Here is a 20,370-nt window from a genome sequence, read left to right on the forward strand (position 1 = left end):
GTCGATGGATACCGACGGCGGGCAAAAGCCCGCCCTCCCTGGATGCAACCGACCGGTCGGTCGCACCCGGGTCGTCGAGGCGGCTGGGAGAGGGGCCCGCAAAACAGGGGGCGATGCCCCCGCTCGCATCAGTTGGGCCGCTGCATGGCGCAGCTGGTGGGCGTGCTGGACACGTAAGCAGGAAACTCTTTGACCAAGGCCAAGGTCATCCCCGTGTTCTCGACGCTGTAGGTCAGATTTTTGCCATCCAGCTTCTGCCAGCGGGTAATGTAGAGCGGCTGCTGCAGCTGGTGGTCCGTCTTGCGCATCTCCACCTCGCCGTTGTAGCTGGTGAATTTCAGCCCTTCTAGCTCTTTGGCCACCTTGATCGGGTCGGTGGATTTCGCCTTGGCCATCGCCTCGCTGAGCGCGCGGTAGATGTGGATCACCGAGCCCGTGTAGAAATCGGCATTGAATTTCTTTTGAAATTCCTCCTGCCATTTCTGGAGATCGCCGCCCATGTGGTAGTGGTTGTACGACACCTGATAGACCTTGCCCTCCGCCTGAGCGCCCAGAGCGGTCGGCGTCCCCGTCACACCGGCGTAGTAGGTGTAGAACTTGCCCGTGTAGCCCCCTTCGACCGCGGCCTTGACGAGCAGCGCCAGGTCGGAGCCCCAGTTGCCCGTGATGACCGTATCGGCCCCAGAGGCCTTGATCTTGGCGATGTAGGGTGCGAAGTCGCGCACCTGCGCCAGCGGGTGCAGGTCCTCGCCGACGAGCTGGATGTCGGGCCGCTTGCGCGCCAACAGCTCCTTGGCGTACTTGGCCACTTGGTGGCCGTGCGAATAGTTCTGGTTGAGCAGATACACCTTCTTGATGTCGGGCTGATCCTTCATGAAGGTCGTCAGCGCCTCCATCTTCATCGACGTGTCGGCGTCGAAGCGGAAGTGCCAGTAGTTGCACTTGCTGTTGGTGAAGTCCGGATCCACCGCCGAGTGGTTCAAAAAAATCACCTCTTTGCCGGGATTGCGCGCGTTGTGGCGGGCCACCGCCTCGATCAGCGCACCGGCCACCGACGAGCCGTTGCCTTGCGTGATGTAGCGAACACCTTGGTCGATCGCGGATTGCAACGCGGTCAGGCTTTCAGCGGGGCTGAGTTTGTTGTCGAGCGCCACCACTTCCCACTTGACGCCGGCCGGGTTGTACTTGTTGGGGCCGCTGAATTTCTCGGCAAAGAACTGAAAGCCCTTGACTTGGTTGGAGCCCACCGGCGCCATCAAGCCCGACAGCGGGTCGATCCAGGCAATCTTGACGGTCTGCCCCGCCAGCGGGGCATTCGAGGCGGCGGCCGCCTGCTCACGTTTGGCCTGACGCGCATTCTGCGCTTGCGCCACGCTGGTCAGCGCCAGGCCAACCATGGCGGCCACCGCGAGGGTTTTGAATGCGAACTTCATGCGCTTGTCTCCTTTTATGGGTGGTGGAACGGAATCGAGCTTAGCCGCCTGTTGCGGTGCAGCGATCAGGGAAACCCCGCAGCGTTATCACCTTGGCGACTGTCATTGGAGTGACACTTTTGCGTGGCGGCGCGGGGGGCGCGATTCAAAGCCCCGGCAGACGGTAGTCGGCCAGCATTTCGCGCAGCTTGACCTTTTGCATCTTGCCGGTGGCGCCCAGCGGGATCGCGTCGACGAACACGACGTCGTCGGGGATCTGCCACTTGGCCAGCTTGCCCTCGTAGAACGCCAGCAGCTCCTCGCGCGTCACCTCGGCACCGGGCTTTTTGACCACGACGACGATCGGCCGTTCGTCCCACTTCGGGTGTTTGACGCCGATACAGGCCGCCATCAGGATCGCCGGGTGCGCCACGGCGATGTTCTCGACGTCGATCGAGCTGATCCACTCGCCGCCCGACTTGATGACATCCTTGCTGCGGTCGGTGATCTGCATGTAGCCGTCGGCGTCGATGGTGGCCACGTCGCCGGTGGGGAACCAGCCGTCCACCAGCGGACTGGGCTTGTCGCTGCGGTAGTAGTCGCGGATGACCCACGGACCGCGCACCATCAGTTCACCCTGACTCACGCCGTCCCACGGCAGTTCGTGCCCGTCCGCATCGACGATCTTCATGTCGATGCCAAAGATCCCCCGCCCCTGCTTGAGGCGGATCTTCATCTGCTCCTCCTCGGGCAGCGCCAGGTGCTTGTTTTTCAGCGTGCACAGCGTGCCCAGCGGGCTCAACTCTGTCATGCCCCAGGCGTGCAGCACCTCCACCCCGTACTGCTCGCGGAAGGCGGTGATCATCGCCGGCGGACAGGCCGAGCCACCGATGACCGTGCGCTTGAGTGCCGGCAAGCGCAACCCGTTCGTGCCCATGTGGGCCAGCAGCATCTGCCAGACGGTCGGTACACCGGCGGCAAACGTCACCCGCTCGGACTCCAACAACTCGTAGACCGATTTGCCATCGAGCTGCCCGCCGGGAAACACCAGCTTGCAACCGATGGCTGCCGCCGAGTACGGGATGCCCCACGCGTTGACGTGGAACATCGGCACCACGGGCAGCACAGCATCACGCGCGCTCAGGCACATCACGTCCGGCAGCGCTGCGGCGTACGCATGCAGGATGGTGGACTTGTGGCTGTAGAGCGCCGCCTTCGGGTGCCCGGTGGTGCCACTGGTGTAGCACATGCTGCTTGCCGTGTCGTCGGAAAAGCGCGGCCAGTCATAAGCAGCCGCATGGGCGCCGATCCACGACTCGTAGCTGACCAGATTGGGCACCGCGCCATCGGCCGTCAACCGCGCCAGGTGCGCATCGTCACACAGCGCCACCCAGCGCTGGACCGTCGGGCATTTGTCGTGAATGCCCTTGACGATGGGCCAAAACGTCATATCGAACGCCAGCACGCGGTCTTCGGCATGGTTGACGATCCACGCAATCTGTTCGGGCAGCAAGCGCGGGTTGATGGTGTGCAGCACGCGGCCGGAGCCGCTGACACCAAAATACATTTCGAAGTGGCGATAGCCGTTCCAGGCCAGGGTGGCCACCCGCTCGCCCAGGCCAACACCCATCGCGTCCAGCGCGCGGGCCAGTTGGCGAGCGCGTGCGGCGGCCTCGCCATAGGTGGTGCGGTGGATGTCGCCCTCGACGCGGCGCGAAACGATCTCGACGTCGCCATGATGGCGCGCGGCGTGTTCGATCAGATCAGAAATGAGCAAGGGGCGGTCTTGCATCAAGCCCAGCATGGAAGGCTCTCCTCGTGATACGGGTGGGTTGGAGCGGCACCGAAAACGGGGCGCCGGCTCCGTTAAGCTTACGACTATTGCAAGGTCGCCTCGCCCGCGTCATCCTGACAAACCCGCGGGCGGCGCGCGATTTGTCGCCTCTTCGACAGCTTCCCCGCCGCGCAGGCAAACCCCCAACCGCTGCCCGCCATGACCCTCGACGCCCGCAGTCCCGCCCGCGTTTTTCTGTCCCAGCAGCCGTGGTTCGCGTCGCTGGACGGCGGCATGCGGCAAACGCTGATCGACGCCATACTCATGCAACGGGCCGGCCGGGGGGAGCTGCTGATCCGCCGGGGCACACCGGTGGATGCCTGGTGGGCGGTGCTGTCGGGCATGGCCAAATTGCAGACCGAGGGCCCCGACGGCCGCGTATCGGCCTTTTTGGGCGTGCCCGCGGGCGACTGGTTTGGCGAGGGCACGGTGCTCAACGGCGGTCTGTGGCGCTACGACGTGGTGGCGTTGCGCGACACCACCCTGCTCGGGCTGCCGCTGCCCCATTTTCAGACGCTCTACCGCACCAGCCTGCCGTTCAACCATTACCTCATCCAACGCCTGAACCTGCGGCTGGGGCAGGCCATGACCGCCATCGAAGCCGGCCGGCTTCGCTCACCCGAGGAACGGGTGGCGCAGTACCTGACCATGTTTTGCGGCTCGGGCGTGCGCAAGATCACCTTGTCGCAAGAGGATCTGGGCCACCTCGCCGGTCTGTCGCGGCAGACCACCAACCGGGTGCTCAAGGCGTTCGAGGCGAACGGCTGGATTTCGCTGGAGTTCAGCCGTGTCGATGTGCTGCAGCCCGAAGCGCTGGAGACCTTGCTGAGCAACCGCGGCTGAGGCCCCGCAGCGGGCAAGGTTGCCCGCCGGGCGCGACAATCGCGCTACGGATACCGATGTTCCCGCGCGCACATGGCAGCCGGCGCGCTTTGCCGCCCCCGGCGCCAGCCGACTGCGCATCGGTTGCTCTTGCTGACCCATGACCATGGCGTACCCACTGGCAAAGACCGACGACGAGTGGCACGAGGTGCTGCGCGCCAAGATCGACCGCGGCGAGGCCGAGCCGCTGGCCTTCGAGGTGACGCGCCGCGCCGCGACGGAGCGCCCCTTCAGCGGCCGCTACGAGTCCTGGTGGCAACCCGGCCGCTACCACTGCGTGGCCTGTGGCACGCACCTGTTCGACAGCGACACCAAATTCGACGCCGGCTGCGGCTGGCCCAGTTTCTGGCAGGCCCGCCCGGGCGCCATCGTGGAACGGCTGGACCGCAGCCACGGCATGCTGCGCACCGAGACGCTGTGCGCCGGCTGCGGTGCCCACCTCGGCCATGTATTCGACGACGGTCCCCCGCCGACGGGTCTGCGCTTTTGCATGAACTCGGCCGCGCTGCAATGGCAGCCGCTGTGACCCGGCGCCCCCGCCCAACAGCCGCGATAATCTCCCCCCATGCGTTTGCTGATCGACTTTTTCCCGATCGCGCTTTTTTTCGTCGCCTACAAGTGGCACGGCATCTACGCGGCCACCGCCGTGCTGATGGCCGCCACGGTGGTGCAGATGGGCCTGATCTACGCCATCGACCGCCGTCTGCAAACCGTGCAGAAGGTCACGCTGCTACTGGTGCTGGTGTTTGGCGCGCTCACACTGACGCTGCAGGACGAGCGCTTCATCAAATGGAAGCCGACCGTACTCTACGGTGCCATGGCGCTGGCGCTGGCCGCGGCCCTGTGGGGCTGGAAGAAAAACATTCTGCAGGTGCTGCTGGGCAGCCAGCTGAAATTGCCGGCACCGGTGTGGTCGCGCCTCGCGATGGCCTGGATTGGCTACTGCGGGTTCATGGCGGCCCTCAATGCCTATGTGGCGGCCTATTTTTCCACCGACGCGTGGGTGGACTTCAAGCTCTGGGGCTATGTGTTCCCGGTGCTGTTCCTGGTCGGACAGGGCCTCTACGTCGCCCGCCATCTCAAGGATGACACCGCATGACCGCCACCCCATCCTGGCCCACCGCCGACGGCCTGGCGCAGGCCCTGCGCGCGGCCCTCTCCCCCACGCGCCTGGAAGTCATCGACGAAAGCGCGGCGCATGCCGGCCATGCGGGGGCCAATGGCCTGGGCCATGGCACGCATTTTCGGGTGCGCATCGCGGCCCCGGCCCTGGCCGGGCTGAACCGGGTGGCCGCCCACCGGCTTGTGTATGATGCGCTGCAGCCCGCATTCGCGGCCGGGCTGCACGCCTTGGCCATCGAGGTGCTGCGCGATTGATGGTCATCGCCGCGACGCCGGTTTTTTCTTCCCGACCCTCCCTCTCTCGGATACCCCTCTCATGAACAACGTGTTGTCGCGCGCGGCCGTCGCCGCGTGCCTGGCGGCCGGGCTGGCCATGCCGGCCTTGGCCCAGAATGTCGCCATCGTCAACGGTAAGGCCGTGCCCATGGCGCGGCTCAAGGCGCTCGAACAGCAAATGGCCCGCTCGGGCCGACCGGTCGACGATGCCGTGCGCCAGCAGTTGCGCGAAGAAGCCATCCTGCGCGAAATCTTCGTGCAGGAGGCCGACAAGCGCGGCTTGCGCAACTCGCCCGAAGTCAAGGCGCAGCTCGAGCTCGCGACCCAGACCATTCTGATTCGCGAACTGTTCGCCGACTACCAGCGTCGCCACCCCGTGACGGACGCCGACCTGAAGGCCGAATACGAGCGCCTCAACGCCACCAGCGGGCAGGAATACCGGGCTCGACACATCCTGGTCGCCAGCGAGGACGAAGCCAAAGCCATCATCGCGGAGCTGGCCAAGGGCGCGCGCTTCGAGGAACTGGCCAAGCAACGCTCCAAGGACCCGGGCTCTGGCGCCAACGGCGGGGATCTCGATTGGGCCACGCCGGACGTGTTCGTGCCGGAGTTTTCGCAAGCCATGGTCAAACTGGGCAAGGGCGAGACCACCTCGACCCCGGTCAAGACGCCGTTTGGCTGGCACGTGATCCGCGTCGATGACGTGCGCAAGGCACAACTGCCCCCGCTGGACGACATCAAGCCGCAACTCCAGCAGCAACTGCAGCAGCAACGCCTGGCCGAGTTCCAGGAATCGCTGCGCAGCAAGGCCAAGGTGCAATAAGGCCCGCCGCCGCGGGGTCAATCCCCGCGGTGCGGGCGTGCCTCGTCCAATTGCGGCACCGGCCACAGCGCCAGGGCGGCATGGGCCACGGGATACAGGCCGTACAGCACCGACATCGCCACGGCGGACGAGGCGTCGTACCCCAAGGGGGCCAAGGCAGCCATGGCGGCCACCTCCCGCGTGCCCCAGCCGCCAAATCCCACGGGCACCGTGGCCAACACAAAGATGGGGACCGCGGCCACGGCCAGCGCCTCCCAGGGCAGCGGGGCGCCAATGGCCCGCGCGCCACAGTACAGGGCCGTTACCGACGCGGTCTGCACGACCAACGATCCCGCGATCTGACGCGCGCAGTGCCGCCCTGGCTGGCAATTCGCCAGCCGGTGCCACCAGCGCAACGCCGGCCGCCGCAGCAACGCCCAGCCCGCCAACCACCGGGGGGTCACGCGCAGGGCGGCATACGGCAAAACCGCCATCCCGACCGCCGCGCCGACGGCCAGCAGGGCCAGCCCCCCTGCCGGCACCGCCCCCAGCCGCTGAACGACCGCCGGCCAGCCCGACGCGGGCGCCCACCACAACCCCGCACCCAGGGCCAGGGCCCCCAGAATCACCAGACCCCACAGGCCGCTCACCCGGTCCAGCACCACGGACACGCCAGCCTCCAGCACGGGCATGCCGCGCCGATGCAGGCCCCAGGCCCGCAGCATGTCGCCGCCCACCACAGCCCCCGGCAACACGACGTTGGCCGCCACCCCCCGAAAATACACCGGCACGATCCACGACAGCGGGGCCGGGTGCCCCAGCCACGCCGCCAAATCGCGCCAGCGCCAGGCCGACGCCACATTGCCCAGCGTGCTGCTCAGCAAGCCCGCAAGCACCCAGCCGGGGTCCGCTTGGACCAGAATCGACAGCACCCGATCGGGCTGCACCCAGGCCAGAATGGCCCCGAGAAGCGCGAACGCAACCGCGACGCGCCACAACCGTCGCCCACGCGGGGGCGCATTGGCGGGCGCCACGCCGGTCATGCGCGACGGCCGCTGGCGAGCGGCTCGGGCAGATCGCGCGTGTGGTACTGCGGCCGCCCGGAACCCTCGTGATAGACGCGGATCAGCAACTCTCCAGTCAGGCCGGCGACGATCAGCTGCGCTCCCATGAGGACGGCCATCACCCCCACCATCAACAGCGGCCGCGCGCCGATGTCCTCGCCGCTGAGCTTGACCGCAAACAGATAGAGCAGAATCAGCAGCCCCGGCGTCAACAGCCACAACCCCAGCCCGCCAAACGCATGCAGCGGTCGCTGCCGGTAGCGCAGGAAGAACACGATCAGCACCAGATCGAGGATCACGCGGAAGGTGCGGTCGATGCCGTACTTGGACTGGCCGCGCGTGCGCGCATGATGCCGCACCGGCATCTCCTCGATGCGGGCGCCCACCTCCCGGGCCAGGGAGGGGATGAAGCGGTGCAACTCGCCATACAGGTGGATGCGCTCGATGATCTCGCGCCGGTAGGCCTTCAGCGCGCAGCCGTAGTCGTGCAGGCGCACATCCGTCGCCCACGAGATCAGCCGGTTGGCCAGCACCGACGGCAGGCGCCGCGACAGCGCCTTGTCCTGTCGCTGGTGGCGCCAGCCCGAGATCATGTCCACGGAGGGATCGGTCTCCAACCGCTCGATCATCGCCGGAATGTCCAGCGGGTCGTTCTGCAGATCGCCATCCAGCGTCACGATGTAGCGCCCGCGCGCGCGCTCGAAACCGGCCTGCAGGGCAGTGGACTGACCATAGTTGCGCGCCAGAGCCACCGGCCGCAGCCATGGGTGGACGGCAGCCAGTTCGGCCAGGATCTGCGGGCTGCCGTCGCGCGAGCCATCGTCCACGCAAATCAGCTCGAATGACCAGCGGGTGGCCTCCAGAGCCTCGCCCACCCGGGCCACCAGGTCGTGCAGATTCTCCCGCTCGTGATAGACGGGAATCACCACGGAAATGTCGGGCGCGACCTCATCGGGCCGAGGGGACGGGGGAATGGTGGGGCGGCTGTCGCTCGGCATGCGGCACAATCGGGTAAAACGGTGAAATTGGCGCGACGGCGCGATGCCCGGCGCGTCACCATGTTCGCCGAATTGTAGTCACCGGTGTCTATACTGCACCCCGCCTTGCGCCCCATTCGACCCCATTCGATGCGGCGCGGCGACCGCAGCGGCCATCCGCCGCTGACAGGGGCTCACCCTCTCCGCTTTTGTTCCATGTCCGCCTCCGCTCTCCCCTTCCCTGCCTCCGTGCGCATCACGGTGGCCGGCGCCGGCTACGTCGGCCTGGCCAACGCGCTGCTGCTGGCGCAGCACCATCCCGTCACCGTGCTGGACATCGACCCGCGGCGCGTGGCGGCGCTGCAGGCGCGCCGCCCCACCGTCCACGACGCGCTGGCGGAGCAGTGGCTGCGCCAGCGCGCCGACCTGCAGCTCGCCGCCACCACCGACGCCGCGCCGGCGCTGGCCGGCGCCGACGTCGTCGTCATCGCCACCCCCACCGACTACGACCCCGTCACCAACGCCTTCGACACCACGAGCGTCGAGGCGGTGGCCGCGCAGGCGCTGGCCGCCCATCCGGACAGCACGCTGGTCATCAAGTCCACCGTGCCGGTGGGCTTCACGGCACGGTTGCGCCAGCGCCACGGCACCGACCGCATCGTCTTTTCGCCGGAGTTCCTGCGCGAGGGGCGCGCGCTGGAAGACAACCTCGCCCCCAGCCGCATCGTCGTCGGCGACCGCGGCCCGCGCGGCCAGTTCATCGCCGAGCTGCTGCGCCAAGGCTGCCGCGCGCCCGAGCGCGTGCCGGTGCTGCTGACCGACCCGACCGAGGCCGAGGCGATCAAGCTGTTCGCCAACACGTACCTCGCCATGCGCGTGGCCTTTTTCAACGAGCTGGACACCTACGCCGCCACGCACGGACTGGACACACGCCAGATCATCGACGGCGTCTGCCTGGATCCGCGCATCGGCGCCGGCTACAACAACCCCAGCTTCGGCTACGGCGGCTACTGCCTGCCGAAGGACACCAAGCAGCTGCTGGCCAACTACCGCGACGTGCCGCAGAACCTGATCGCCGCCATCGTCTCGGCCAACGCCACCCGCAAGGACTTCATCGCCGACGACGTGCTGCGCCGGCTGCAGGCGCTGCCGACCCCCGGCGGGCGCGCTCCGGTGGTCGGCGTCTACCGCCTCGTCATGAAACAGGGCTCGGACAACTTCCGCGCCTCGGCGATCCAGGGCGTCATGAAGCGCCTCAAGGCCAAGGGCGTGCCGGTGATCGTCTACGAGCCCGCCTACGAGGGCGACGACTTCTTCCGCTCGCCGGTGCTGAAGGATCTGGCGGCCTTCAAGGCGCAGGCCGACCTGATCCTGGCCAACCGCCACCACCCCGACTTGGACGACGTCGCCGAGCGGGTCTACACGCGCGACCTGTTCGGGGGCGACGCATGAGGGTCTTCATCACCGGCACCGCCGGCTTCATCGGCTTTCACCTGGCGCGGCTGCTGCTGGAGGACGGCCACGTGGTGCACGGCTACGACGGGTTGACCGACTACTACGACGTGCGCCTGAAACAGCGCCGCCACGCGCTGCTGCGCGAACACCCGGCGTTTGCCGCCACCGAGGCGATGCTGGAGGACCTGCCGGCGCTGGAGGCCGCCGCCCGTGCCGCGCAGCCCGACGTCATCGTGCACCTGGCCGCGCAGGCCGGCGTGCGCTACAGCCTGGAAAACCCGCGCGCCTATGTGGATGCCAACCTCATCGGCACCTTCCACGTGCTGGAGGTGGCCAAGGCGCTCAAGCCCCGCCACCTGCTGATGGCCTCCACCAGCAGCGTCTACGGCGCCAACGAGGCGCTGCCGTTCGACGAGGGGCAAAAGACCGACTGGCCGCTGACCCTGTATGCCGCCACCAAGAAAGCCAACGAGGCGATGGGCCACGCCTGGGCGCACCTGCACGGCGTGCCCACGACGATGTTTCGCTTCTTCACCGTCTACGGCCCGTGGGGCCGGCCGGACATGGCGCTGTTCAAGTTCACCCGCGGGATTCTCGAGGGCGCGCCGATCGAGATCTACAACCACGGCGACATGTGGCGCGACTTCACCTACGTCGACGACCTCGTGCGCGCGATCCGGCTGCTGATCGACGCCGTGCCGCCCGCACCAGATGCTCGCACGCCGCAGCACGGCTGGCAGCCGGTGGAGGGCGACACCCTGAGCCCTGCCGCGCCGTGGCGCGTGGTCAACATCGGCAACTCCAACAAGGTGCGCCTGCTGGACTTCGTCGAGGCGATCGAGGCCGAGGTGGGCCGCCCGGCACAGCGCCGCTATCTGCCGATGCAGGCCGGCGACGTGCCGGCCACCTGGGCCGACTGCACGCTGCTCAAGCGCCTGACCGGCTACGCGCCGCGCACGCCGTTCCGCGAGGGCGTGGCGCGGTTCGTGCGGTGGTACCGGGAGTACCACCGCGTCTGAGCCGCCGGTCTCAGTGCACCGTGCGCCCGAACAGGAACTGCCCCGGCGCGCGCACCGGATCCACGTCCACCGGGATCTCGCTCTTGGGCGGGAAGCGCCCTTCGAGGATGAGCTTGGACAGCGGGTTTTCGATGCGCTGCTGGATCGCGCGCTTCAGCGGCCGCGCGCCGAACACCGGGTCGTAGCCGACCTTGGCCAGCTCCTCCAGCGCCGCGTCGGTGAAGGTCAGCGTCAGGTCGAGCTTGGCCAGCCGCTCCTGCAACGTGCGCAGCTGGATGCGGGCAATGTTCTTGATGTGCTCGGTGCCGAGCGGATGGAACACCACCGTCTCGTCGATGCGGTTGAGGAACTCGGGGCGGAAGTGCGCCTTCAGCTCCTCCCACACCGCGTCCTTGATGTCCTCCATGTCGTGGCCCTGCTGCGCCAGCTGCTGGATGCGCTGCGAGCCGATGTTGGAGGTCATCACGATGACGGTGTTCTTGAAGTCCACCGTGCGGCCCTGGCCGTCGGTCAGTCGCCCGTCGTCCAGCACCTGCAGCAGCACGTTGAACACGTCGGGGTGGGCCTTTTCGACCTCGTCGAGCAGCACGACGCTGTAGGGCTTGCGCCGCACCGCCTCGGTCAGGTAGCCGCCTTCCTCGTAGCCGACGTAGCCCGGCGGCGCACCGATCAGGCGGCTCACGGAGTGCTTCTCCATGAACTCGCTCATGTCGATGCGGATCATGTGCTGCTCGCTGTCGAACAGGAAGGCCGCCAGCGCCTTGCACAGCTCGGTCTTTCCGACCCCCGTCGGCCCGAGGAACAGGAAGCTGCCCAGCGGGCGGTTCGGGTCGCTCAGGCCCGCGCGGGCGCGCCGGATGGCGTTGGAGACGGCGGCGATCGCCTCGTCCTGGCCGACCACCCGCTCATGCAGCCGCGCCTCCATCTGCAGCAGCTTGTCGCGCTCGCCCTGCATCAGCTTGCTCACCGGAATCCCGGTGGCACGCGAGACCACCTCGGCGATCTCCTCGGCGCCGACCTGCGTGCGCAGCAGCTTGAAGCCCTTGGCGCCGTCCTTGCCGGCCTCGCGCGCCTGCGCCTCCTGCAACCGGCGCTCCAGCTCCGGCAGGCGGCCGTACTGCAGCTCGGCGACCTTGTTGAAGTCGCCCTTGCGCTTGAGCTCCTCGATCTGGAAGCGGATGCGGTCGATCTCCTCCTTGATCTGGGCCGAGCCCTGCACCTGCGCCTTCTCGGCCTTCCAGACTTCCTCCAGGTCGGCGTACTCGCGCTCCAGCTTGGCGATCTCCTCCTCGATCAGCTCCAGCCGCTTGCGCGACGCCTCGTCGGTCTCCTTGCGCACCGCCTCGCGCTCGATCTTGAGCTGGATCAGCCGCCGCTCCAGCCGGTCCATGGCCTCCGGCTTGGAGTCGATCTCCATCTTGATGCGCGCGGCGGCCTCGTCGATCAGGTCGATGGCCTTGTCCGGCAGGAAGCGGTCGGTGATGTAGCGGTGCGACAGCTCCGCCGCGGCGACGATGGCCGGGTCGGTGATCTCCACGCCGTGGTGCAGCTCGTATTTCTCCTGCAGACCGCGCAGGATGGCGATGGTGGCCTCGACGCTGGGCTCATCGACCAGCACCTTCTGGAAGCGCCGCTCCAGCGCCGCGTCCTTCTCGATGTACTTGCGGTATTCGTCCAGCGTCGTGGCGCCGATGCAGTGCAGCTCGCCGCGCGCCAGCGCAGGCTTGAGCATGTTGCCGGCGTCCATCGCGCCTTCGGCCTTGCCGGCGCCCACCATCGTGTGGATCTCGTCGATGAAGAGGATGATGCGCCCCTCCTCGGCGGCGATCTCCTTCAGCACGGCCTTCAAGCGCTCCTCGAACTCGCCGCGGTACTTGGCCCCGGCCAAGAGCCCCGCCATGTCCAGCGCCAGCACGCGCTTGTTCTTCAGCGTCTCGGGCACCTCGCCGTTGACGATGCGCTGCGCCAGGCCTTCGACGATGGCGGTCTTGCCGACACCCGGCTCGCCGATCAGGACGGGGTTGTTCTTGCTGCGCCGCTGCAGGATCTGGATGGTGCGCCGGATCTCGTCGTCGCGGCCGATCACGGGGTCGAGCTTGCCCTGGCGGGCGCGCTCGGTCAGGTCCAGCGTGTACTTCTTCAGCGCCTCGCGCTGGTTTTCGGCTTCGGGGCTGTTCACGGCTTGTCCTCCTCGCACGGCGTCGATGGCGGCCTCCAGCGCCTTGCGGTTCAGGCCCGCGGCGCGCGCGGCATCCGCCAGCATGATCTTGCTGTCGGCCAGCGCCAGCAAAAACAGCTCGCTGGCGATGAACTGGTCGCCGCGCTTCACGGCCTCCTTCTCGGCGGCCTGCAGCAGCGTGACCGTGTCACGGCCGACCTGCACCTGTTCCTGGCCCTGCACCTGCGGCAGGCGCTGCACGGCGTCCTCGGCGGCCTTCTTCAGCTGCGCGACGTTGACCCCAGCGCGCTGAAGCAGCGCCGGCGGCCCGTCCTGCCGCAGCAGCGCGGCCAGCAGGTGCGCCGGCTCGATGTAGGCGTGATCCTTGGCCAACGCCATCGATTGCGCTTCGGCCAGGGCCTCCTGGAACGAGGTGGTGAATTTGTCGGCTCGCATGGAAAGGGCTCCGAAAGAATTGACTGCCATTCCATGTGGGGCGACTGTGCGGTGCTTTCAAGCCCGTTGTCGTTGACACGGATCAAACCGGACGTCCAGCACGGCGCGGGCACGGCCGCGGAAGGGCTACCCCGCCCTGGCGGAGCCAGCCCTGCATTGCCGTGCCGCTGATCCGGTTCGCGGGATCCGCGGTTAACCGGTTGGGTTTTCGGCGTTCTTCGCCTCGATGCCCCAGCGCGCCAGCGCCGCGTCGTCGCTGACGCGCGCGTCCACCCAGCGCGCGCCCTGGGGCGTGTGCTCCTTCTTCCAGAAGGGCGCCTGGGTCTTGAGGTAGTCCATCAGGAACTCGCACGCCTGGAACGCCTGGCCGCGGTGGGCGGACGTCACCGCCACCAGCACGATCGCATCCTGCGGCTGCAGCGGCCCGACGCGGTGGATGACGCGCACGCCGCGGATGTCGAAGCGCCGCGCCGCCTCGTCGATCATCGCGTCGATGGCGCGCTCGGTCATGCCGGGGTAGTGCTCCAGCTCCAGCGTCGCCACCGCGTCGCCGTCATGGACGTCGCGCACGGTGCCGAGGAACGCGCACACCGCGCCGATGCCAGCATCGCCCGCGCGCAGCGCCGCCACCTCGGCGCCGAGGTCGAAGGATTCGGTCTGGATCGTCACGCTGCGCCGCTCGAGGGCCATGGCTTCACCCCCCGGTGACAGGCGGAAAAAACGCCACCTCGGCGCCATCGTGCAGCGGCACGGCCTCGTCGGCCATGACCTGATCGACCGACATGCGCAACGCCCGCCCCCGCGCCAGGGCCTCCGCCCACGCCCCGCCGCGGGCGATCAGTTCGTCGCGCAAGGCGCCCAAGGTCGGCGCTGACGTGTCCACCTCGGCACTGGCAACGCCAATGGCCTCTCGAACGGCGGCAAAGAAACGGAGCTGAACTTTCATGAAACGCACGCTTGCGGTCAGGTGGGACGCGGCTGCCATCATACCCGCGCCCTAGGCGCCGGCGACGGCGCCCGCCCGTCAGTCCAGAAAGCCGGCCAGCGGCAGATAGCGCACCGTGTCGCCGTGCGCAATCACGCTACCCGCGGGGTTGTCCACCAGCCCATCGGCCCAGGCCACCGAGGTCAGTACCGACGAATTCTGGTTCGGGAACAGGTCCAGTCCGCCCACGCAGTTGCGCCGCACCCGCAGGAATTCCCGGCGCTTGTCCGCTCGCGGCAGGTCGAAATGCGCCTCCATCGGCAGTGCAGGTGGCAGCGTCGGCGCCACCGTCGCCCCACCCAGGCGCAGCAAAAACGGCCGAGCCAACAACACAAAGGTCACGAAACAGGACACCGGGTTGCCCGGCAACCCCAGAACGTGGCAGCGGCCGCGCCCGCCGGCGTGGGCGCGGTCGATCCACCCATGGGCAAACGGCTTGCCCGGCTTCATGGCAATCTGCCACAGGTCCAGCGCGCCCAGGGCCTGCACCACGGGCTTGACGTGGTCCTCCTCGCCCACCGACACCCCGCCGGTGGTGAGAATGACGTCGTGGTCGCGGGCGGCCTCGGTCAAGGCGGTTTGCGTCGCGGCCCGATCATCCGGGACGCGGCCCAGCACCGTCACCTCGCACCCCAGGCGCTGCAGCATCGACTCCAGAAAATAGCGGTTGGAGTTGTAAATCGCCCCCGGCGGCAGACGGTCGGCCGGCAGCTCGCCCGGCTGGATCAGCTCGTCCCCGGTGGAGGCCAGCGCCACCCGCACGCGGCGATGGACCCGCAAACTCGCGCTGCCGATGGAGGCCGCCAGGCCCAGCTCGGCGGCCGACAGGCGTGTACCCGCCGCCAGCACCACCGCGCCCGCACGCACATCCTCGCCACGGCGGCGCACCCACTGGCCCTCGGTCGGAACGGTGCCTAACCGCACCCAGCCGTGGGCGGCCTGGGCCTCGGCCGCACTCGCATCGGCCGGGGGCTCGGCAGGCGTCGCGTCCTCCTGCATCACCACGGCATCGGCGCCCGCCGGCATGGGCGCGCCGGTAAAGATGCGGGCCACCGTGCCCGGGGCCAATTCGCAACCAAAGTGACCGGCCGGGATGCGCTGCGCCACCGGCAATGCCCTGCCCTCGGCCACGGCTCGCGCAACATCTTCGCGCCGCACGGCGTAGCCATCCATCTGGCTGTTGTCAAAACCCGGCACGTCCAGCGGCGACGCCAAATCGTTCGCCAGCACGCGGCCAGCCGCCGCCGCGGTGGGGACCGTCTCTACCCCCGCAACCGGTTCGACGCTGGCCAGCAGGCGTTGCAACGCGTCCTCCAGCCCCATCAGACCGGGGCGGGCAGGCCCTGCGGCAGGGGATGCGGTGTTCGCAGCCATTCGCGCGCTCCTCAGTCGCGGCAGGCGGCCTCGATGCAGGCCTTGACGCGCTCGACGTCCGCCGGCAGCACCTGCACCCGCTTGGGCAACGCCTCGATGCCGGCAAACCGCGCCGGTCGCTCGGGCTCGCGTCCGATCGCCTCGACGATGGTGGCGGCAAACTTGATGGGCAGCGCCGTCTCCAGCACGATCATCGGCACGCCCGGCTGCAGGTGCTCGCGCGCCACCTTGACGCCATCGGCGGTGTGCGGGTCGATCAGCATCGCGTGGCGCTGCCAGACGTCGCGGATGGTGGCCAGCCGGTCCGCATGCGTGCTGCGCCCGCTGGCAAAGCCGAACACCTGACGCGCGTGCGGGAAGGCCGGATGCGCCGACAGGTCGAAGCGCCCATGCTGCGCCAGCTCCTCGGCGAACAGCCGGCGCGTGGCCTCGGCGTCGCGCCCCAGCAGGTCGAAGACGAAGCGCTCGAAGTTGCTCGCCTTGCTGATGTCCATCGAGGGGCTGGAGGTCTCGTAGGTGTCGGCGCTGCCGCGCACGCGGTAGACCCCGGTGCGGAAGAACTCGTCCAGCACGTCGTTCTCGTTGGTGGCCACCACCAGCTGCTCGATCGGCAACCCCATCATGCGCGCGATGTGCCCGGCGCAGACGTTGCCGAAGTTGCCGCTCGGCACCGTGAAGCTGACGCGCTCGTCGTCGCGCTCGGTGGCCTGGATCCAGCCGGCGAAGTAGTACACCACCTGCGCCAGCAGGCGCGCCCAGTTGATCGAGTTGACGGTGCCGATGCGGTGGCGGCGCTTGAACTCGAGGTCGGCGCTGACCGCCTTGACGATGTCCTGGCAGTCGTCGAACACGCCCTCGATGGCGAGGTTGTGGATGTTGGGGTCCTGCAAGCTGTACATCTGCGCCTGCTGGAACGGGCTCATGCGTCCGTGGGGGCTCAGCATGAAGACGCGGATGCCGCGCTTGCCGCGCATCGCGTATTCGGCGGCGCTGCCGGTGTCGCCGCTGGTGGCGCCCAGGATGTTGAGCGTCTCGCCGCGGCGCGCGAGTTCGTATTCGAACAGCTGGCCGAGCAGCTGCATCGCCATGTCCTTGAACGCCAGCGTCGGGCCGTTGGACAGCGCCTCCAGCCACAGGCCGTTTTCCAAGTGGCGCAGCGGCACGATCTCGCCGGTGCCGAACACCTCGGCGGTGTAGGTGCGCCGCAGCAGCGCGCGCAAATCCTCGGCCGGCATGTCGTCGATGTAGAGGCGCAGGATCTCGAACGCCAGCTCGGCGTAGCCCCGCTCGTGGTAGGTGCGGCGCAGGCGCGCCAGATCCGCCGCCTCCAGGCGGGGGTAGCGCTCGGGCAGATAGAGGCCCCCGTCCGGCGCCAGCCCCTCCAGCAGGATGTCGCTGAAGCGGCGGCGTTCGGGGTGGCCGCGTGTGGAGAGGTAGAGCATCAGGCCAGCTCCTCCTTGCGGATGCGCACGATCGGTGCCAGCACCGTCGGCAGCGCCTGCATCGCCGCCAGCGCCGCGTTCATCGTGCCCTCGGCGGTGTCGTGCGTCAGGATGATCAGGTCGGTCTGCGTGCTGCCCTCGCCGCCGACCTCGTCGGCCTCGCGCTGCAGCACCGCATCGATGCTGATGCCGGCGCGGGCCAAAATGCCCGTCACCTCGGCCAGCACCCCGGGCTGGTCCGCCACGCGCAGGCGCAAGTAGTAGCCGGTCACCACCTGCTCCATCGGCACGATGGCCAGGTCGCTCATCGCGTGCGGCTGGAACGCCAGGTGCGGCACCCGATGCTGCGGGTCGGCGGTGTGCAGGCGCGTCACGTCCACCAGATCGGCGATCACGGCGCTGGCGGTCGGCTCGCTGCCGGCGCCCTTGCCGTAGTAGAGCGTGGTGCCGACCGCGTCACCCTGCACGACGACGGCGTTCATCGCCCCCTCGACATTGGCGATGAGCCGCTTGGCCGGCACCAGCGTCGGGTGCACGCGCAGCTCCACGCCGCCGTCCACGCGCTTGGTGATGCCCAGCAGCTTGATGCGGTAGCCGAGCTGCTCGGCGTAGCGGATGTCGGCCGCCTGCAGCCGGGTGATGCCCTCGACGTAGGCCTTGTCGAACTGCACCGGAATGCCGAAGGCCAGCGCGCTCATCAGCGTGGCCTTGTGCGCGGCATCGATGCCCTCGATGTCGAACGTCGGGTCGGCCTCGGCGTAGCCCAGGCGCTGCGCCTCCTTCAGGACCACGTCGAAGTCCAGCCCCTTGTCGCGCATCTCCGACAGGATGAAGTTGGTGGTGCCGTTGATGATGCCGGCCACCCACTGGATGCGGTTGGCGGTCAGGCCCTCGCGCAGCGCCTTGATGATCGGGATGCCGCCGGCCACCGCGGCCTCGAACGCCACCATCACGCCTTTGGCCTGCGCGGCGGCGAAGATCTCGCTGCCGTGCACCGCCAGCAGCGCCTTGTTGGCGGTGACGACGTGCTTGCCGGCCTCGATCGCCTCCAGCACCAGCTGGCGCGCGATGCCGTAGCCGCCGATCAGCTCGACGACGATGTCGATCGCCGGGTTGGCGATCACCGCGCGCGCATCCGCCACCACCTGCGCCGCATCGCCGACGACGGCGCGCGCGCGCTCGGTGTCCAGGTCGGCCACCATCGTGATCGCGATGCCGCGGCCGGCGCGGCGGCGGATTTCCTCCTGGTTGCGCTGCAGCACGCGGAAGACGCCGCTGCCGACGGTGCCGATGCCCAGCAGGCCGACTTGGATGGGGGGAAGGTTGCTCATGGTCGCGGTTGCCAATGTCATGAAAATCCGGGGGTTGCCAAAAATCACTCGGTGCCGTAGCGCCGCCGCAGGTGTCCAAGGAAGCGCGCGATGCGCCCGATCGCCTCGGCCAGGTCGTCCTCGTGCGGCAGGAACACCAGCCGGAAGTGGTCCGGCGTCGGGTAGTTGAAGCCGGTGCCCTGCACGATCAGCACCTTCTCCTCGGCCAGCAGGTCGTAGGCGAACTGCTGGTCGTCCTCGATCGGATAGATCTTCGGATCCAGGCGCGGGAACATGTACAGCGCGGCCTTGGGCTTGACGCAGCTCACACCCGGAATCTCGGTCAGCAGCCGGTGCGCCAGGTCGCGCTGGCGGCACAGCCGCCCGCCTGGCGCCACGAGGTCGTTGATGCTCTGGTAGCCGCCCAGTGCCGTCTGGATCGCCAGCTGCCCCGGCGTGTTGGCGCACAGCCGCATCGAGGCCAGCATGTTGAGCCCCTCGATGTAGTCCCTGGCGCAGCGCTTGTCGCCGGAGACGATCATCCACCCGGCGCGGTAGCCGCACGAGCGGTAGTTCTTGCTCAGGCCGTTGAACGTCACGAACAGGATGTCATCCGCCAGCGACGCGATCGAGGTGTGGACGTTGCCGTCGTAGAGCACCTTGTCGTAGATCTCGTCGGCGAAGATGATCAGCCCATGCTTGCGCGCCAGCTCGACGATGGCCTGCAGCACCTCCACCGGGTACAGCGCACCGGTGGGATTGTTGGGGTTGATGACGACGATGCCCTTGGTGCGTGGCGTGATCTTGCGCGCCATGTCGTCCAGATCCGGGATCCAGCCATTGGACTCGTCGCACAGGTAGTGCACCGGTGTGCCGCCCGACAGCGACACCGAGGCCGTCCACAGCGGATAGTCCGGCGCCGGCACCAGGATCTCGTCGCCGGCGTTGAGCAGCGCGTTCATGCTCATGGTGATGAGCTCGCTGGCGCCGTTGCCGAGGTAGACGTCGTCCACCGTCACGCCGGCGATGCGCTTTTCCTGCGTATAGTGCACGATCGCCTTGCGCGGGGCGAACAGCCCCTTGCTGTCGGTGTAGCCGGCCGTCTGCGGCAGGTTGCGGATCATGTCCTGCACGATCTCGTCGGGCGGCTCCAGCCCGAACACCGCCAGGTTGCCGATGTTGAGCTTGATGATCTTGTGCCCGTCCTCCTCCATCTGGCGGGCCTTCTCGAGCACGGGCCCGCGGATGTCGTAGCAGACGTTGGCCAGTTTGGCGGACTTGTGGATGACGGTGGAGGACATGGCGCGTGGGTCGAAGTCGGGGCGACGCAAGCACCGCTCCGACAGGGGTGGAGCCTATAATTTCACCACAGTTTGCCGGCGATTCCCGGCCGGCTGCGCCCGCCATGAAGTTTCAGCCCGACCGCATCGACACCCTGTCCATACAGGCCCACGGCCCCGGCTGGGTGATGGTGGGTGGCCAGCGGTACGACAGCAGCATCGTCATCAGCGCCAGCGGCCGACTGCAGGCGTGGGACTGCCGCCGCCACGCCGAACTGACCGCCCAGCACTTCGACCAGTTGGCCGCCGACGCGCCGGAGGTCGTGCTCTTTGGCAGCGGACAGCGGCTGCGGTTCGTGCCCCCCCCCCTGCTGCGGGGCCTGATCGAACGCGGCATCGGCGTGGAGACCATGGACACCATGGCCGCGGCCCGGACCTACAACATTCTGGCTGGCGAAGGCCGACGCGTGGTCGCCGCCCTGTTGATCGAGGCCGCCGACGCGGCCTGAGGCCGTGGGCAAA

The 20,370-nt window shown here is 68.2% G+C and carries 19 protein-coding genes; 8 read left to right on the top strand and 11 right to left on the bottom strand.

Annotation, left to right across the window (positions count from 1 at the left end; translation table 11 throughout):
• Positions 1 to 128: 128 nt before the first annotated feature.
• Both ACK4TH_RS00495 and ACK4TH_RS00500 read right to left on the bottom strand, forming a co-directional pair.
• Positions 129 to 1,433: a branched-chain amino acid ABC transporter substrate-binding protein gene (locus ACK4TH_RS00495; protein WP_409621110.1), complete on the bottom strand. Its 1,305-nt coding sequence runs from the start codon at positions 1,431 to 1,433 to the stop codon at positions 129 to 131.
• Positions 1,434 to 1,578: 145 nt separating this feature from the next.
• Positions 1,579 to 3,216: a 3-(methylthio)propionyl-CoA ligase gene (locus tag ACK4TH_RS00500; protein WP_409621113.1), complete on the bottom strand. Its 1,638-nt coding sequence runs from the start codon at positions 3,214 to 3,216 to the stop codon at positions 1,579 to 1,581.
• Between the two features lie 189 nt (positions 3,217 to 3,405).
• Between ACK4TH_RS00500 and ACK4TH_RS00505 the strand changes: the two genes are divergently transcribed.
• The 5 genes from ACK4TH_RS00505 to ACK4TH_RS00525 all read left to right on the top strand — a co-directional run bounded on the left by ACK4TH_RS00505 (position 3,406) and on the right by ACK4TH_RS00525 (position 6,349).
• The gene (locus tag ACK4TH_RS00505; protein ID WP_409621116.1) at positions 3,406 to 4,089 is read left to right on the top strand and encodes a Crp/Fnr family transcriptional regulator; all 684 of its coding nucleotides are present in this window, start codon (positions 3,406 to 3,408) and stop codon (positions 4,087 to 4,089) included.
• 145 nt (positions 4,090 to 4,234) lie between these two features.
• A complete protein-coding gene (gene msrB, locus ACK4TH_RS00510) occupies positions 4,235 to 4,654 on the top strand; it encodes a peptide-methionine (R)-S-oxide reductase MsrB (protein WP_409621119.1) in 420 nt (139 codons plus the stop codon).
• A 39-nt stretch (positions 4,655 to 4,693) separates the two neighbouring features.
• Positions 4,694 to 5,227 (top strand): septation protein A, encoded by a 534-nt coding sequence (locus tag ACK4TH_RS00515; protein WP_409621122.1) that lies wholly within the window; start codon positions 4,694 to 4,696, stop codon positions 5,225 to 5,227.
• Entirely contained in the window at positions 5,224 to 5,505 is a 282-nt protein-coding gene (locus tag ACK4TH_RS00520; protein WP_409621125.1) for a BolA family protein, read from the top strand. Before ACK4TH_RS00515 ends, ACK4TH_RS00520 begins: the two co-directional genes overlap by 4 nt.
• Before the next feature lie 61 nt (positions 5,506 to 5,566).
• A complete protein-coding gene (locus ACK4TH_RS00525; protein WP_409621127.1) occupies positions 5,567 to 6,349 on the top strand; it encodes a peptidylprolyl isomerase in 783 nt (260 codons plus the stop codon).
• Positions 6,350 to 6,366: 17 nt separating this feature from the next.
• Here ACK4TH_RS00525 and ACK4TH_RS00530 read toward each other — a convergent pair whose 3' ends face one another.
• Both ACK4TH_RS00530 and ACK4TH_RS00535 read right to left on the bottom strand, forming a co-directional pair.
• A complete protein-coding gene (locus tag ACK4TH_RS00530; RefSeq protein WP_409621130.1) occupies positions 6,367 to 7,362 on the bottom strand; it encodes a lysylphosphatidylglycerol synthase transmembrane domain-containing protein in 996 nt (331 codons plus the stop codon).
• Positions 7,363 to 7,367: 5 nt separating this feature from the next.
• Positions 7,368 to 8,390, bottom strand: coding sequence for a glycosyltransferase family 2 protein (locus ACK4TH_RS00535; RefSeq protein WP_409621133.1), 1,023 nt, complete (start codon positions 8,388 to 8,390; stop codon positions 7,368 to 7,370).
• Positions 8,391 to 8,618: 228 nt separating this feature from the next.
• On the opposite strand from ACK4TH_RS00535, the gene ACK4TH_RS00540 reads away from it, so the two are divergent.
• Together ACK4TH_RS00540 and ACK4TH_RS00545 are read left to right on the top strand one after the other, a co-directional pair.
• Positions 8,619 to 9,821, top strand: a complete 1,203-nt coding sequence (locus tag ACK4TH_RS00540; RefSeq protein WP_409621635.1) for a nucleotide sugar dehydrogenase — start codon at positions 8,619 to 8,621, stop codon at positions 9,819 to 9,821.
• The gene (locus tag ACK4TH_RS00545; protein WP_409621136.1) at positions 9,818 to 10,843 is read left to right on the top strand and encodes an NAD-dependent epimerase/dehydratase family protein; all 1,026 of its coding nucleotides are present in this window, start codon (positions 9,818 to 9,820) and stop codon (positions 10,841 to 10,843) included. The genes ACK4TH_RS00540 and ACK4TH_RS00545 overlap by 4 nt, the downstream gene beginning before the upstream one ends.
• A 10-nt stretch (positions 10,844 to 10,853) precedes the next feature.
• On the opposite strand, the gene clpB is transcribed toward ACK4TH_RS00545, so the two are convergent.
• The 7 genes from clpB to ACK4TH_RS00580 form a co-directional block, all read right to left on the bottom strand.
• The gene (clpB, locus tag ACK4TH_RS00550) at positions 10,854 to 13,457 is read right to left on the bottom strand and encodes an ATP-dependent chaperone ClpB (protein WP_409621138.1); all 2,604 of its coding nucleotides are present in this window, start codon (positions 13,455 to 13,457) and stop codon (positions 10,854 to 10,856) included.
• 192 nt (positions 13,458 to 13,649) lie between these two features.
• Positions 13,650 to 14,147 carry a molybdenum cofactor biosynthesis protein MoaE gene (locus ACK4TH_RS00555; RefSeq protein WP_409621141.1) on the bottom strand — a complete coding sequence of 166 codons (498 nt, stop codon included), beginning with the start codon at positions 14,145 to 14,147 and terminating at the stop codon, positions 13,650 to 13,652.
• A gap of 4 nt (positions 14,148 to 14,151) precedes the next feature.
• Positions 14,152 to 14,403, bottom strand: coding sequence for a MoaD/ThiS family protein (locus tag ACK4TH_RS00560; protein WP_409621144.1), 252 nt, complete (start codon positions 14,401 to 14,403; stop codon positions 14,152 to 14,154).
• A gap of 78 nt (positions 14,404 to 14,481) precedes the next feature.
• Positions 14,482 to 15,816, bottom strand: coding sequence for a gephyrin-like molybdotransferase Glp (gene glp, locus ACK4TH_RS00565; protein WP_409621147.1), 1,335 nt, complete (start codon positions 15,814 to 15,816; stop codon positions 14,482 to 14,484).
• Positions 15,817 to 15,827: 11 nt separating this feature from the next.
• Positions 15,828 to 17,258 (bottom strand): threonine synthase, encoded by a 1,431-nt coding sequence (thrC, locus tag ACK4TH_RS00570; RefSeq protein WP_409621150.1) that lies wholly within the window; start codon positions 17,256 to 17,258, stop codon positions 15,828 to 15,830.
• A complete protein-coding gene (locus tag ACK4TH_RS00575) occupies positions 17,258 to 18,589 on the bottom strand; it encodes a homoserine dehydrogenase (protein WP_409621153.1) in 1,332 nt (443 codons plus the stop codon). Before ACK4TH_RS00575 ends, thrC begins: the two co-directional genes overlap by 1 nt.
• Positions 18,590 to 18,633: 44 nt before the next feature.
• Entirely contained in the window at positions 18,634 to 19,869 is a 1,236-nt protein-coding gene (locus tag ACK4TH_RS00580; protein WP_409621156.1) for a pyridoxal phosphate-dependent aminotransferase, read from the bottom strand.
• A 104-nt stretch (positions 19,870 to 19,973) separates the two neighbouring features.
• On the opposite strand from ACK4TH_RS00580, the gene ACK4TH_RS00585 reads away from it, so the two are divergent.
• Positions 19,974 to 20,357, top strand: coding sequence for an Mth938-like domain-containing protein (locus ACK4TH_RS00585; RefSeq protein WP_409621159.1), 384 nt, complete (start codon positions 19,974 to 19,976; stop codon positions 20,355 to 20,357).
• Positions 20,358 to 20,370 lie beyond the last annotated feature (13 nt).

Origin of the sequence: Tepidimonas sp., assembly GCF_046292505.1 — a bacterium.
Classification (GTDB): domain Bacteria; phylum Pseudomonadota; class Gammaproteobacteria; order Burkholderiales; family Burkholderiaceae_C; genus Tepidimonas.